The sequence below is a fragment of the Streptomyces sp. TLI_55 genome (genome assembly GCF_900206255.1).
GTDB lineage: Bacteria > Actinomycetota > Actinomycetes > Streptomycetales > Streptomycetaceae > Streptomyces > Streptomyces aquilus.
In genome coordinates, this window is record NZ_OAOJ01000001.1 from 2517651 (window position 1) to 2531481 (window position 13831).

Annotated in this window: 12 protein-coding genes and 1 riboswitch; of the genes, 2 read left to right on the forward strand and 10 right to left on the reverse strand. The window is 68.1% G+C overall.

The features are described 5' to 3' along the window. Positions 1–34 precede the first annotated feature (34 nt). The 6 genes from CRP56_RS11760 to ctaE all read right to left on the reverse strand — a co-directional run bounded on the left by CRP56_RS11760 (position 35) and on the right by ctaE (position 7115). A complete protein-coding gene (locus tag CRP56_RS11760) occupies positions 35–1396 on the reverse strand; it encodes an aminotransferase class V-fold PLP-dependent enzyme (RefSeq protein ID WP_097263036.1) in 1362 nt (453 codons plus the stop codon). Positions 1397–1542: 146 nt separating this feature from the next. Further along, positions 1543–1659, reverse strand: a riboswitch (SAM riboswitch). A 74-nt stretch (positions 1660–1733) separates the two neighbouring features. Beyond that, a complete protein-coding gene (gene trpD, locus CRP56_RS11765; RefSeq protein WP_097263038.1) occupies positions 1734–2798 on the reverse strand; it encodes an anthranilate phosphoribosyltransferase in 1065 nt (354 codons plus the stop codon). A gap of 135 nt (positions 2799–2933) precedes the next feature. Next, positions 2934–4574 (reverse strand): cytochrome bc1 complex cytochrome b subunit, encoded by a 1641-nt coding sequence (gene qcrB, locus CRP56_RS11770; protein WP_097263040.1) that lies wholly within the window; start codon positions 4572–4574, stop codon positions 2934–2936. Beyond that, positions 4571–5626, reverse strand: a complete 1056-nt coding sequence (gene qcrA, locus CRP56_RS11775; protein ID WP_097263042.1) for a cytochrome bc1 complex Rieske iron-sulfur subunit — start codon at positions 5624–5626, stop codon at positions 4571–4573. Before qcrA ends, qcrB begins: the two co-directional genes overlap by 4 nt. Continuing rightward, positions 5623–6432, reverse strand: a complete 810-nt coding sequence (gene qcrC / locus CRP56_RS11780) for a cytochrome bc1 complex diheme cytochrome c subunit (RefSeq protein WP_079308714.1) — start codon at positions 6430–6432, stop codon at positions 5623–5625. Before qcrC ends, qcrA begins: the two co-directional genes overlap by 4 nt. Before the next feature lie 62 nt (positions 6433–6494). Beyond that, entirely contained in the window at positions 6495–7115 is a 621-nt protein-coding gene (gene ctaE, locus CRP56_RS11785) for an aa3-type cytochrome oxidase subunit III (protein ID WP_097263044.1), read from the reverse strand. A gap of 178 nt (positions 7116–7293) precedes the next feature. Between ctaE and CRP56_RS11790 the strand changes: the two genes are divergently transcribed. Next, complete coding sequence (locus tag CRP56_RS11790) at positions 7294–7695, forward strand: response regulator transcription factor (RefSeq protein WP_097263046.1); 402 nt, start codon at positions 7294–7296, stop codon at positions 7693–7695. A 16-nt stretch (positions 7696–7711) separates the two neighbouring features. Here the strand turns inward: CRP56_RS11790 and CRP56_RS11795 are convergent, their stop codons facing one another. The 4 genes from CRP56_RS11795 to ctaC form a co-directional block, all read right to left on the reverse strand. Next, the gene (locus tag CRP56_RS11795) at positions 7712–8974 is read right to left on the reverse strand and encodes a L,D-transpeptidase (RefSeq protein WP_097273952.1); all 1263 of its coding nucleotides are present in this window, start codon (positions 8972–8974) and stop codon (positions 7712–7714) included. A gap of 154 nt (positions 8975–9128) precedes the next feature. Further along, positions 9129–9527 carry a cytochrome c oxidase subunit 4 gene (locus CRP56_RS11800; protein ID WP_097263048.1) on the reverse strand — a complete coding sequence of 133 codons (399 nt, stop codon included), beginning with the start codon at positions 9525–9527 and terminating at the stop codon, positions 9129–9131. Then, positions 9524–11260: an aa3-type cytochrome oxidase subunit I gene (ctaD, locus tag CRP56_RS11805; RefSeq protein ID WP_097263049.1), complete on the reverse strand. Its 1737-nt coding sequence runs from the start codon at positions 11258–11260 to the stop codon at positions 9524–9526. Before ctaD ends, CRP56_RS11800 begins: the two co-directional genes overlap by 4 nt. Next, entirely contained in the window at positions 11257–12216 is a 960-nt protein-coding gene (gene ctaC / locus CRP56_RS11810; RefSeq protein ID WP_097263052.1) for an aa3-type cytochrome oxidase subunit II, read from the reverse strand. Before ctaC ends, ctaD begins: the two co-directional genes overlap by 4 nt. Positions 12217–12463: 247 nt before the next feature. Here ctaC and CRP56_RS11815 point away from each other — a divergent pair, with 247 nt between their 5' ends. Next, positions 12464–13828 carry a cysteine desulfurase/sulfurtransferase TusA family protein gene (locus CRP56_RS11815; protein ID WP_097263054.1) on the forward strand — a complete coding sequence of 455 codons (1365 nt, stop codon included), beginning with the start codon at positions 12464–12466 and terminating at the stop codon, positions 13826–13828. The last annotated feature ends 3 nt before the right edge of the window (positions 13829–13831 follow it).

Consider the following 13831-nt stretch of genomic DNA (forward strand, 5'->3'; position numbering starts at 1 on the left):
GTAGGGAGCGTACCGGCAACCGCAGGTCAGCCGGTCAGACGGCCGGGACGCAGCGCCCGTCCTCGGTCCGGTACCGCCACTTCGCACCGTCGCTGACCAGCTCGCGCACGGCGTTCACGAACCGCTCCACGTGCTCGTCCGGCGTGCCCGCGCCGAAGCTGACGCGGATGGCGTTGAGGGACTTCTCGCCGGGCGCGGCCTCGGGGGCGCCGCACTCGCCCTGGGTCTGCGGGTCGCTGCCGAGCAGGGTGCGGACGAGGGGGTGGGCGCAGAAGAGGCCGTCGCGGACGCCGATGCCGTACTCGGCGGAGAGGGCGGCGGCGAAGTGGGAGCTGTTCCAGCCCTCGACGACGAAGGAGATCACGCCGACGCGCGGGGCGTCGTCCCCGAAGAGGGAGAGGATGCGGACCTCGGGGACGTCCGCGAGGCCTTCCCGCACCTTCTCGATCAGGTACTGCTCGCGCGCGACCAGGCTGTCGAAGCCGGCCTCGGTGAGCGCCTTGCAGGCCGAGGCGATGGAGTAGGCGCCGATGACGTTCGGGGAGCCGGCCTCGTGGCGGGCCGCGCTCTCGTGCCACTCCACGTCCACGCCGCCGTCCTCGCGCCGGGTGACCTTGCGGCTGGCGCCGCCGCCCGCGAGGTAGGGCTCGGCGGTGGTCAGCCAGTCGGCGCGGCCGGCGAGGACGCCGGAGCCGAAGGGGGCGTACAGCTTGTGGCCGGAGAAGGCGACCCAGTCGACGTCGAGGTCGGCGACGGACACCGCGTGGTGCGGGGCGAGCTGGGCGGCGTCGAGGACGATCCGGGCGCCGTGCGCATGGGCGGCGGCGGCCAGCTCGCGCACCGGCCACAGCTCGCCGGTGACGTTGGAGGCACCGGTCACGCAGACCAGGGCCGGGCCGTAGGGGTCACGGTCGGCGAGGGCCTTCTCCAGGGTCTGCACGGCCTGCTGGTGGGTGCGGGGCGCGTTGAGGTAGGTGACGCGGGCGTCGCGCCAGGGCAGCAGGGAGGCGTGGTGCTCGGTCTCGAAGACGAAGACCTGACAGTCGGCGGGCAGCGCGGCGGCGAGCAGGTTGAGGGAGTCGGTGGTGGACCGGGTGAAGACGACCTGGTCGCCCTCGCGGCAGCCCAGGAACTCGGCGACGGTCCTGCGGGCGTTCTCGAACAGGTCGGTCGACAGCTGCGAGAGGTACCCGGCACCGCGGTGCACGCTGCCGTAGTAGGGCGCGTACGCCGCCACGTCGTCCCACACCCGCTGGAGGGCCGGCGCGCTGGCGGCGTAGTCGAGGGCGGCGTAGGTGACCTCGCCACCGGTGACGAGCGGGACGGTGACATCCCGGCCCAGAACGGGCAGCGGGGCACAAAGGGACTGGGCTGCGGCAACGGTGGAGACAGACATGGGGAACTCCCGTGAGAGGGCATGCCGAAGCAAGGCATGCGGAAGAAGAGAAAAGGGGTGCGCGGAGGCGGGGCTCTGCGGCCCTATCGCATTCGCTTGCTCACGGAAGACTCCCTCGAACGACCAGGACCCCTGGTTTCGAGAGGGGCCCGCGCTTGCCGTAGACCTCGCTGCCTACGGCCTGGTCTTCACCCGGGGCACCCCGCCACGGACGGAGGGTTGCCGGACAGTCGGCCGGGGCCTCATGACTGTCACTCATGACCTGGTACAGGAACGTACGCGATGTGATCGTCGGCCCGCAACCCGTGTCCGGATCGCGGAACGACGATCGACACGACTACCGGTTGCTGGCGGCCACCCAGCGGTCGAGGGCCTGCTTGGCGGCGCCCGAGTCGATCGACTCGGCGGCCTGGTCCATGCCGGCCCGCAGCTGCTCCGCCAGCGTCCCCGAGCCCGGCTCCAGGGCCACCAGAGCGGCCGCCGAGTTCAGCAGGACCGCGTCCCGGACGGGGCCCGTCTCACCGTCGAGCAGCCGGCGCGCGACCTCCGCGTTGAACGCCGGGTCGCCGCCGCGCAGCGCCTCCACCGGCACCAGCTCGAGGCCGACGTCCCGCGGGTCGAAGGCCTCCTCGGTGACCTTGCCGTCGCGGACGATCCACACCCGGGAGGTGGCGGTGGTCGTCAGCTCGTCGAGGCCGTCGTCGCCGCGGAACACCAGGGAGGAGTTGCCGCGCTCGGCGAACACCCCGGCGACGATCGGCGCCATCAGCGGGTCGGCGACGCCCACCGCCTGCGCCTTGACCTTCGCCGGGTTGGTCAGCGGACCGAGGGCGTTGAACACCGTACGGATGCCCAACTGGCCGCGGGCGGCGCCCGCGTGACGCAGCGCCGGGTGGAACTTGATGGCGAAGCAGAAGGTGATGCCGGCCTCCTCGGCGACCTCGGCCACCCGCTTCGGGGTGAGGTCGAGGTTGACGCCCAGCTTCTCCAGGACGTCCGAGGAGCCCGACGCCGACGAGGCCGCGCGGTTGCCGTGCTTGACGACCTTCGCGCCGGTGCCGGCCACGACGAGGGAGGACATCGTGGAGATGTTCACCGTCTTGGCGCCGTCGCCGCCGGTGCCGACGATGTCGACGGTCCGCCCGGACACCTCGATCACGTTGGCGTGCTCGTACATCGCCTGGACGAGGCCGGTGATCTCCTCGACCGTCTCGCCCTTGGCCCGCAGGGCCACCACGAACCCGGCGATCTGCGCGTCGGTCGCCTCGCCGCGCATGATCTTGTCCATCGCCCAGGCGGTGGCGTCGGCGCTCTGGTCCTGCCCGTACAGCAGGGCGTTCAGCACCTCGGGCCAGGAACGGCCCGCCGCGGTGTCGCCTCCAGCGGGGGTCACAGCGCTCATACGGCCGCTCCTGGATGTCGTGAGACCTGCTTCAACAGATGTTTGACCCCACCCTATCCAGCTCAGGACACGGAGAAGGGCCCCCGTCCGAAGACCGGACGGGGGCCCTTCCAGTGCGCGTGGCGAGCGCAGCGATCAGTGGTGGCCGTGGCCGCTCGTGATCTCCTTGTACTCCTCGACGGTGGGCTTGGCGATCTGCGACTCCTCGCCGAAGTACGCCTCGCTCAGCTTGGCGCGCAGCTTCTCGGAGCCCTTCACCTTGCGCTCGACGCCGTTCTCGTCGACCGTCGGGCCGATCTCGGCCGGCTTGTACTGCTCGTGCGCGGTGAGCGTGTGCAGCGCGTCCTGGCTGAGCGGCTCGTGCACCTCGATGAACTCACCGTGCGGCAGGCGCTTGATGATGCCGGACTCGCGGCCGTGCAGCACCTTGTCCTTGTCGCGGCGCTGGAGGCCGAGGCAGATCCGCTTGGTGATGATGAACGCGATGACCGGGCCGACGAAGAACGCGGTGCGCACGAACCAGGTGATCGAGTTGATCGACAGGTGGAAGTGGGTGGCCCACAGGTCGTTTCCACCACCGACGAGCAGCACCATGTACCAGGTGATCCACGCGACGCCGAACGCCGTGCGGGTCGGGGCGTTGCGCGGGCGGTCCAGGATGTGGTGCTCGCGGCGGTCGCCGGTGACCCAGGCCTCGATGAACGGGTAGACCGCGATCGAGACCAGGACCAGCGGGAAGATCACCAGCGGGATGAAGACGCCCAGGACGAGCGTGTGACCCCAGAAGTTGATCTCCCAGCCCGGCATGACACGGATCAGGCCCTCGGAGAAGCCCATGTACCAGTCGGGCTGGGCGCCCGTGGACACCATGTCCGGACGGTACGGGCCCATGGACCAGATCGGGTTGATCGAGGCGATGGCCGCGATGACCGCGATGACACCGAAGACCAGGAAGAAGAAGCCTCCGGCCTTGGCCGTGTAGACCGGCAGCAGCGGCATGCCGACGACGTTGTTGTTGTTCTTGCCGGGGCCCGCGTACTGCGTGTGCTTGTGGTAGAAGACCAGGATCAGGTGGGCCACCACGAGGCCGAGCATGATGCCCGGCAGCAGCAGGATGTGGACCGAGTAGAAGCGGGCCACGAAGTCGCCGCCCGGGAACTCGCCGCCGAAGAGGAACATCGACAGGTACGTGCCGACGATCGGCACGGACAGGACCGCGCCCTCCATGAAGCGGACACCGGTGCCGGAGAGCAGGTCGTCCGGGAGCGAGTAACCGGTGAAGCCGGTGAACATGCCCAGGACGAACAGCAGGAAGCCGAACAGCCAGTTGACCTCACGCGGCTTGCGGAACGCGCCGGTGAAGAACACGCGCATCATGTGCACGAACATGGCCGCGAGGAAGATCAGCGCCGCCCAGTGGTGGATCTGCCGGATCAGCAGACCACCGCGCACCTCGAAGGAGATGTGCATGGTCGAGTTGAACGCCTCGGACATCAGCTGTCCCTGCAGCGGGACGTAGCTGCCGTGGTACTCCACCTCGTTCATCGACGGGTGGAAGAACAGCGTCAGGTACACACCCGTGAGGATGATGATGATGAAGCTGTAGAGGCAGATCTCACCCAGCATGAACGACCAGTGGTCGGGGAAGATCTTGCGCATGTTGGCCTTGGCCAGGGAGTAGATCCCGAGCCGGCCGTCCGCCCAGTCGGCGAGCTTCTCGCCGGCCGGGGCCTTCCCGCGCGAGCGGGAGTCTGTGGTCTCAGTCGTGGTGCTCATCCGCGCTCCCAGAAAGCAGGACCGACGGGCTCCTCGAAGTCGCCGAGCGCCTCGAGGTAACCCTCCTCGTTCACACCGATGCGCAGCTGCGGCAGGGCGTGACCAGCGGGGCCGAAGATCACCCGGGCGCCGTCGGAGAGGTCGAAGGTGGACTGGTGGCACGGGCACAGCACGTGGTGCGTCTGCTGCTCGTACAGGGAGATCGGGCAACCGACGTGGGTGCAGATCTTCGAGTACGCGACGATGCCGTCGTGCGACCACTCGAGCTCGCGCTTGTCCTTGATGTTGTCCGGCTGGATCCGGACGATCATCAGGGCGGCCTTGGCGATCTCGGTCTGGAAATCCTCGTCGTGCTCCTCCAGGCCCTCGGGCTTGGCGAAGGTGAGCGAACCGACCGCGACGTCCTCGGGACGCAGCGGCTCGTTCGTGTTCATGTTGACGAGCTGGAGGCCCTTGCGCCACATGGTGTGCCGCAGCTTGGTGCCGGGCAGCGGGCCGAGGTCGCGCAGCAGCACGACACCGGCGAGCGGCACCAGGGTGAGCGCGCCGAGCATGGTGTTGCGGATCAGCTTGCGACGGCCGAGCGCGGACTCCTTGGCGCCCTGCTTCCAGTCGTCGAAGACCTTCTCGCGGACCTCGGGAGGCGCCTCGATCGGGTGACGCTCGTCGACCATCTCCACGTCGGACATCAGGGTGCGGGCCCAGTGGACCGCGCCCGCGCCGATCGCGAAGAGGGCGACACCGAGGGTCAGGCCGAGCGAGAAGTTCAGCGCGTTGATGTGCCCGATGGGGAAGACGTAGATCGCCTTGTCGTGCGGGACACCCACGTACGCGGCGATGAAGCCGATCGTGGCCAGCATCGACAGGGTGAACAGCATCGCCACCGTGCGCTCGGACCGCTTGGCGGCCCGCTCGTCGATGTCCTGGACCCGGTGCTCGTGCGGCGGCAGGCCGGGGTCGGCGAAGGGGTCCTTGTCGTCCGCGACGCTCACCGCGCCGTGGGCGTCCTGCTCTGCGGGCAGGTTCTCTTCTGGAATGTCTTGGCTACTCATGACTTCTTGGCCTTTGCGGTCCGAGCGGCGAGCCAGACGGCGATTGCGATCAGGCCACCGAGTCCGAACACCCACGCGAAGAGACCCTCGCTGACCGGACCGAGGCCGCCCAGCTCGAGGCCGCCGGGGCTCTCGGTGTCGTCACCGTTGACCGCGTCGAGGTACGCGATGATGTCCTTCTTGTTCTGCTCCGACAGCGTGGTGTCGGGGAACGACGGCATGTTCTGCGGGCCGGTCTGCATGGCCTCGTAGATGTGCTTCGGGTCGACACCCTCGAGGCTCGGCGCGAACTTGCCGTGCGTGAGCGCACCGCCCTTGCCGGTGAAGTTGTGGCACTGCGCGCAGTTGGTGCGGAACAGCTCGCCACCCTTGGCGATGTCCGCGCCCTCCGGGCTGTACTGGTTCTTCGTCGGGACGACCGGACCGGCGCCCAGCGAGGAGATGTACGCGGCGAGCTGGTCGATCTCGGCCTGCGTGTAGATGACCTTCTTGCGCGGGACCTGGGCGCCCGGCTGCTGGGCCGGCATACGGCCGGTGCCGACCTGGAAGTCCACGGCCGCGGAGCCCACACCCACGAGGCTCGGCCCGTCGGTGGTGCCCTGAGCACCGGTGCCGTGGCAGCTGGCGCAGCCGACGGCGTAGAGCTTCTTGCCCTCCTCGATGGTGAGGGACTGGGCGGTTTCATCGGCCTGCGCCTTGTCCGCGGGCGCGAACGCGGCGTACAGCCCCCCAGTGGCCGCCAGCGCGAGGAGTAGGACGACGAGCGCCGCCAGCGGATGGCGTCGTCGTGCGGAGAGCTTTTTCACGGATTACCCCGGTGTCAGGATCTTCTGCGTCGATGCTTCTGGAATGTGCGGGCCGGGCCCGACTACTTGATCAGGTAGATCGTGGCGAAGAGGCCGATCCAGACGACATCGACGAAGTGCCAGTAGTAGGACACGACAATGGCGGCCGTCGCCTGCTCGTGAGTGAACCTCTTCGCCGCGTAGGTGCGGCCGAGGACCAGCAGGAAGGCGATGAGACCGCCCGTCACGTGCAGGCCGTGGAAGCCGGTGGTCAGGTAGAAGACCGAGCCGTACGGGTCCGAGGAGAGCGAGAGCCCGTCCTCCTTGACCAGTTCGGTGTACTCGAAGACCTGACCGCCGATGAAGATCGCACCCATCACGAAGGTGACGATGAACCACATCCGGAGCTTCTTCACGTCACCGCGCTCGGCGGCGAAGACGCCGAGCTGGCAGGTGAGGGAGGAGAGCACCAGGATCGTGGTGTTCGTCGCCGAGAACGGAAGGTTCAGGCTCTCGGCCATTTCCTTCCAGTGATCGGGACCCGTCACCGATCGCAGGGTGAAGTACATCGCGAAGAGGGCCGCGAAGAACATCAGCTCGGAACTCAGCCAGATGATCGTTCCGACGCTGGTGAGGTTCGGCCGATTGACCGACGGGTGCGCGTGCCCGGTTTCTACTGTCGTTGCTGTCGCCACGACCGACATTATGTCGGTCGCTTATCCCGCCCTCACTCCGGGGGGTGCCGTTCGGAGTGTTCGCACCGTGTGTACTGCCCGGATGGCCCATCGCGGGGGCGTTCCAGCGGGTGTTGACGGGCAGTTCAAGGGAGTAGCATCCGCGGCAACTGTTCTGTCCGTACGACGCTGATGTCACGGAGGAAGCATGCAGGCGACCGCCACGGTGCTGGTCTACAGCGACGACGCCAACACCCGCGCGCAGGTACGGCTCGCGACCGGCCGGCGGCCGGCTCCGGACGTCCCGGTGGTCGAGTTCGTGGAGTGCGCCACGCCTGCGGCGGTGCTCAAGGAACTGGACCGGGGCGGGATCGACGTCTGTGTGCTGGACGGCGAGGCCGTACCGATGGGCGGCATGGGGCTGTGCCGCCAGATCAAGGACGAGGTCTTCAACTCCCCGCCGGTGCTGCTGCTGATCGGCCGCCCGCAGGACGCCTGGCTGGCCACCTGGAGCCGCGCCGAGGGCGCTGTGACGCATCCCGTGGACCCGGTGGAGTTCGCGGGGGCACTGGCGGCTCTGCTGCGGCAGAAGCGGGCCCTGAGCGCCTGAGGCGCCTCTCCGGGCCCTAGACGCTCTCCGGCCGCAGTCGGGCCCGCTGCTCGGCGCTGGGGGCCTCAGGGGTGCCTGCGGTGAGGGCGCTGCCCTTGCGCCACTTGTTCCACTTGAGGTTCCAGTCGCCGAAGCCGTTGCCGAAGGCTTCCATGGTGTTGCCGTACGAGTTGACGACCTTCACCACGTCGCCTTCGTGGACGGTGTCGAAGAACCACTCGGCGTTGCCGGTGCTCATGCCGGTGCAGCCGTGGCTGACGTTCGCGTAGCCCTGGGAGCCCACGGACCAGGGGGCGGCGTGCACGTACTCGCCGCTCCAGGTGAGCCTGGTCGCGTAGTAGACCGGCAGGTCGTACGACTCCGACGAACCCTCGGCGATGCCGATGCTGGTGCCGCGCATCCGTACGAAGTACTCCTTGCCGAGTACGACCTTGACACCGTTGCGGGTCTCGAAGCCGGGCTTGCCGGTGGTGACCGGGAGCTCCTTGATGACCTCGCCGTTCTTGTAGACCGTCATGCTGTGGGACGAGGCGTCCGTCACCGCGATGATGCGGTCCCCGGTGGTCAGCTTGAGGGGCTTCGTGCGACCGCCCCACAAGCGGTCGCTGATCTTCACTCCGTCCAGGTTGCTGCGGACCTGGATCGTGGCGTGGGCCGGCCAGTACTCCTTGGGCCGGTAGTGCAGTTCCTTGTCGTCCACCCAGTACCAGGCGCCCTCTGTGGCGGGCATCGACTCGACCTTGAGGGCGCGCTCGATGACGGCCCGCTGCGCCTTGTCCTTGACGGGCTTGTTCAGTTCGGCCGTGACGGGCTGGCCGACGCCGTACTTGCCCGCCTTGGGGCCGAAGGTGACCTTCAGGCGCTTCTTGGTGGTGGGCTTGCCGGTGTCGAAGGCGAGGACCCGGCGGCCGGGCGCCCCGTCCTCGTCCTCGGTGCTCACCCGGACCGTGTAGTGGGCGCTGGCGGCCAGCGGGGTGGTGCTGTGCCACCGGGTGCCGTCGGCGGACAGTTCGCCCGCCACATGGCGTCCCGTGGCGTCCATGGCCGTGACGTCGGTGATGCGCCCGTCGTCGTCCTCGGCGGTGACCTCCAGGGGCTTGTCCGGGTCGGCCTTCTTGCCGTTGCCGGAGGGGCCGTTGAAGGAGATCTGGTCCGCCGCGTCGTACGGCGCCGCCGACAGCGGGTTGCCGTCGCTGCTGCAGGCGGTGGCGCCCGCGGTGAGGGCGAGCACCAGCAGGGTGCAGGAGAGAACGGTGCGCGTGCGCGGAGTGTGGCTCATGTACTTCACGCTAGGAACGTTCGTCAGCAACGGCGCGGCGAGTAACTCGTACGAGGGACAGGCGCTGCTGCATCCGGCCATCGATACTGCTGCAAAAGCGGGAGCCCGGACGCTCCTGACGGAGTGTCCGGGCTCTCGTTGAGCTCAGGCCGTGCTACTGGGTGCGGTTCTCACCGCGGTAGTACTCGAAGACCCAGCCCCACAGGCCGACCAGGATCAGCGGCGCCGAGAAGTACAGCAGCCACCAGCCGATCGCGATCGACAGGAAGGCGAGCGCACCACCGACCGCGAGGGCCAGCGGCTGCCAGCTGTGCGGGCTGAAGAACCCGACCTCGCCGGCGTCGTCCGCGACGTCCGCCTCCTTGTTGTCCTGCGCGCCCGCGTCGACCCGCCGGGCCGTGAAGCCCAGGTAGAAGCCGACCATGATGCACAGGCCGAAGGCCAGGAAGAGGGCCGTGGTACCGGCCGGCTCCTTCGACCACACGCCATAGACGACCGCCATGGCGAGGACGAAGACGCTCAGCCACATGAACATCTTGCCCTGGATCTTCACTTGCCGGCCTCCTTGCCACCAGCGAGCGCCTTCTCACCGTGAGGCGCGTTCTCGAGCTGGTCGAGAGCGGCGATCTCCGGGTGGTGCAGGTCGAACGCCGGGGATTCGCTGCGGATACGGGGCAGGGTGAGGAAGTTGTGCCGCGGCGGCGGGCAGGACGTCGCCCACTCGAGCGACCGGCCGTAGCCCCACGGGTCGTCGACGCCGACCGGCTTGCCGTACTTGGCCGTCTTCCACACGTTGTAGAGGAACGGCAGGATCGACGCGCCGAGCACGAACGAGCTGATCGTCGAGATCGTGTTCAGGGCGGTGAAGCCGTCGGCCGCCAGGTAGTCGGCGTAACGACGCGGCATGCCCTCCGCGCCCAGCCAGTGCTGGACGAGGAACGTGCCGTGGAAGCCGATGAACAGCGTCCAGAACGTGATCTTGCCGAGGCGCTCGTCGAGCATCTTGCCGGTCATCTTCGGCCACCAGAAGTGGAAGCCGGAGAACATCGCGAAGACGACGGTGCCGAAGACGACGTAGTGGAAGTGCGCCACCACGAAGTACGAGTCGGACACGTGGAAGTCCATCGGCGGCGAGGCCAGGATGACACCGGTCAGACCACCGAAGGTGAAGGTGATGAGGAAGCCGGTGGCCCAGAGCATCGGTGTCTCGAAGGACAACGAGCCCTTCCACATCGTTCCGATCCAGTTGAAGAACTTCACGCCCGTTGGTACGGCGATGAGGAACGTCATGAAGGAGAAGAACGGCAGGAGCACTCCGCCGGTGACGTACATGTGGTGGGCCCACACCGTCACGGACAGGCCGGCGATCGCGATGGTCGCGCCGATCAGGCCCATGTAGCCGAACATCGGCTTGCGGGAGAAGACCGGGATGACCTCGGAGATGATGCCGAAGAACGGTAGCGCGATGATGTACACCTCTGGATGGCCGAAGAACCAGAAGAGGTGTTGCCATAGCAACGCCCCGCCGTTGGCGGAGTCGAAGACATGGGCGCCGAACTTGCGGTCCGCCTCCAGCGCGAAGAGGGCCGCGGCCAGGACGGGGAAGGCGAGCAGGACCAGGACGGCGGTCAGCAGCACGTTCCACACGAAGATCGGCATGCGGAACATGGTCATGCCCGGCGCACGCATGCAGATGATCGTGGTGATGAAGTTGACCGAGCCGAGGATGGTGCCGAAGCCGGAGAAGGCCAGACCCATGATCCACATGTCGGCGCCGACACCCGGGGAGCGGACGGCGTCCGAGAGCGGGCTGTAGGCGAACCAGCCGAAGTCGGCCGCGCCCTGCGGGGTGAGGAAGCCGCCGACCGCGATGAGCGAGCCGAACAGGTACAGCCAGTAGGCGAACATGTTCAGACGCGGGAAGGCGACGTCGGGGGCGCCGATCTGGAGCGGCATGATCCAGTTCGCGAAGCCGGCGAACAGCGGCGTCGCGAACATCAGCAGCATGATCGTGCCGTGCATCGTGAACGCCTGGTTGAACTGCTCGTTCGACATGATCTGCAGACCAGGCCGGGCGAGCTCGGCGCGCATGAGCAGCGCCATCACGCCACCGATGCAGAAGAACGCGAACGACGTGACGAGGTACAGCGTTCCGATCGTCTTGTGGTCAGTGGTGGTGAGCCACTTGATCACGACGTTGCCGGGCTGCTTGCGCCGGACCGGCAGCTCGTCTGAGTAATGTCCCTCAGCTGCCGCGGCACCCTGGGGTTCGTTGAGGATGCTCACAGGTTGTTCGTCTCCCGGTTCTTCTCGTGGGCGGTCTGCTCGATGCCCGCGGGAACGTAACCGGTCTGCCCCTTCTTGGCGAGGTCCTTGAGGTGCTGCTCGTAGCGCTCGGGGGAGACGACCTTCACGTTGAACAGCATCCGGGAGTGGTCGACGCCGCAGAGCTCGGCGCACTTGCCCAGGAAGGTGCCCTCCTTGTTGGGGGTCACCTGGAAGGAGTTGGTGTGGCCCGGGATGACGTCCTGCTTCATGAGGAACGGCACCACCCAGAAGGAGTGGATGACGTCACGCGAGGTGAGCACGAAGCGGACGGTCTTGCCCTTGGGCAGCCACAGCGTGGGACCCGGGTTGTGGGTCTGCGGGTTGCGCGTGCCGGGCGTACCGACGTCGTAGACACCGCCGGCGTTCGCCGGGAAGTCCGCCTTGAACCGGTCCGGAATGGCGTCCAGGTTCTTGTCGGTCTTCGCGTCGCCGGTGGAACCGTCGACGTTCTCGATGTAGTTGAAGCCCCAGCTCCACTGGAAGCCGACCACGTTGACAGTGACGTCGGGCTTCTTGTCGAGGCTGAGGAGCTTCGACTCGTCGCGGGCCGTGAAGTAGAACAGGACCGAGACGATGATGAGCGGGACCACGGTGTACAGCGCCTCGATGGGCATGTTGTACCGGGTCTGCGGAGGAACTTCGACCTTCGTGCGGCTGCGCCGGTGGAAGAAAGCACTCCACAGGATCAGGCCCCACACCAGCACGCCGGTGGCCAGCGCGGCAGCCCAGGATCCCTGCCACAGGGAGAGGATCCGCGGAGCCTCTTCCGTGGTCGGGGTGGGCATACCAAGGCGGGGGAAGTCCTTGTATGTGCAACCGGTGGCGGTCGCCAGGACCAGGCCCGCGGTCATTGCCTGCAGCAGCTTCCGCCGCATCGGGCGCCGCGGCGAGCGGTCGGAGCCGTTGGGACTCACGTAGCGCCTTCCCGAGAGTCTCGCCCGCGCGGATTGGCTGCGGCCTGCCTTAACTCGGTGGTCGGTCGCCGCCCTGCGTCGGGCAGGGGTTTGGATGTTTATGCGGACCAAACCCTAGCCGACGCGTTCTGGGGGTTCGCGGGGAGGGGTGCCTAGTGGGCGGGGTGGTTCGCTGGATTGGCGGGTGCGGGTTGTTTTGGGCTGGTAGCGCAGTTCCCCGCGCCCCTGGCGGCGTTAGCGTTGGCGCGTGTCTTACTTTGACGCTGCATCCAGTGCGCCCCTTCATCCCGTAGCCCGTCAGGCGCTGTTGGCCTCCCTGGACGAGGGGTGGGCTGATCCTTCGCGGCTCTACCGGGAGGGGCGTCGGGCCCGGATGCTGCTCGATGCCGCTCGGGAGGCTGCCGCCGAGGCTGTGGGGTGCCGGGTGGACGAGCTTCGCTTCACGCCGTCCGGTACGCACGCCGTGCACAGCGGAATCGCCGGGGCGTTGGCGGGGCGGCGGCGCGTGGGACGTCACCTGATCGTGTCAGCCGTTGAACATTCCTCCGTGCTCCATTCGGCCGAAGCACACGAAAAGGAGGGCGGTTCGGTCACTCGAGTGAGTGTCCGGCGATCGGGAAGAGTGGACCCTTCGGCCTACGCCGCCGCGCTTCGCGAGGACACCGCGCTCGCCTGTCTCCAGTCGGCCAACCATGAGGTGGGGACCGAGCAGCCCGTGGCCGAGGTGGCCGAGGTGTGCCGGGCGGCCGGGGTGCCGTTGCTGGTGGACGCGGCGCAGTCGCTGGCGTGGGGGCCGGTCGAGGGGCCCTGGTCGCTCCTCGCGGGCAGCGCGCACAAATGGGGTGGACCCGCCGGAGTCGGGCTGCTTGCCGTCCGGAAGGGCGTGAGGTTCGCCGCTCAAGGGCCGGTGGACGAGCGGGGATACGGCTTCGAGAACCTGCCGGCGATCGTCGCGGCGGCCGCCTCGCTGCGGGCCGTGCGGACCGAGGCGGCTCAAGAGGCGGTACGGCTGCGGGAGCTGACGGAGCGGATCCGGGCGCGGGTGCCCGAGCTCGTCGCGGATGTGGAGGTGGTCGGCGATCCGGAGCGGCGACTGCCCGGGATCGTCACCTTCTCCTGTCTCTATGTCGACGGGGAGACCCTGCTGCACGAGCTGGACCGGGAGGGATTCTCCGTTTCCTCCGGTTCGTCCTGTACGAGCAGCACGCTGACGCCCAGCCATGTACTGAAGGCGATGGGGGTGCTGAGTGAGGGGAATGTGCGGGTCTCGTTGCCGACGGGGACCGCGGCCGAGGACGTGGAGCGGTTTCTCGCCGTGCTGCCGGGGGCGGTGAACGGCGTACGGGAGAAGCTGGGCGCGCCCACGCCGACCGCGGTGGTGCGCGAGGACGAGCTGCTCGTCGACGCCCTCGGCAAGCGCTGCCCGATCCCGGTCATCGAGCTGGCCAAGGTCATCGGCGATGTGCCGGTGGGCGGGCTCGTGCGGGTGCTGTCGGACGACGAGGCGGCCCGTCTCGACATCCCGGCGTGGTGCGAGATGCGGGAGCAGGAGTACGTGGGTGAGGAGCCGGCGGAGAAGGGGACTGCTTACCTCGTCCGCCGGACCTCCTAGCGA

What these genes read in the sequence shown, in the direction of transcription:
- qcrA (WP_097263042.1), bottom strand. Translation starts at nt 5,626, where the DNA reads ATGAGTAGCCAAGACATTCCAGAAGAGAACCTGCCCGCAGAGCAGGAC.
- trpD (WP_097263038.1), bottom strand. Translation starts at nt 2,798, where the DNA reads ATGAGCGCTGTGACCCCCGCTGGAGGCGACACCGCGGCGGGCCGTTCC.
- CRP56_RS11790 (WP_097263046.1), top strand. Translation starts at nt 7,294, where the DNA reads ATGCAGGCGACCGCCACGGTGCTGGTCTACAGCGACGACGCCAACACC.
- CRP56_RS11760 (WP_097263036.1), bottom strand. Translation starts at nt 1,396, where the DNA reads ATGTCTGTCTCCACCGTTGCCGCAGCCCAGTCCCTTTGTGCCCCGCTG.
- ctaE (WP_097263044.1), bottom strand. Translation starts at nt 7,115, where the DNA reads ATGTCGGTCGTGGCGACAGCAACGACAGTAGAAACCGGGCACGCGCAC.
- qcrB (WP_097263040.1), bottom strand. Translation starts at nt 4,574, where the DNA reads ATGAGCACCACGACTGAGACCACAGACTCCCGCTCGCGCGGGAAGGCC.
- CRP56_RS11795 (WP_097273952.1), bottom strand. Translation starts at nt 8,974, where the DNA reads ATGAGCCACACTCCGCGCACGCGCACCGTTCTCTCCTGCACCCTGCTG.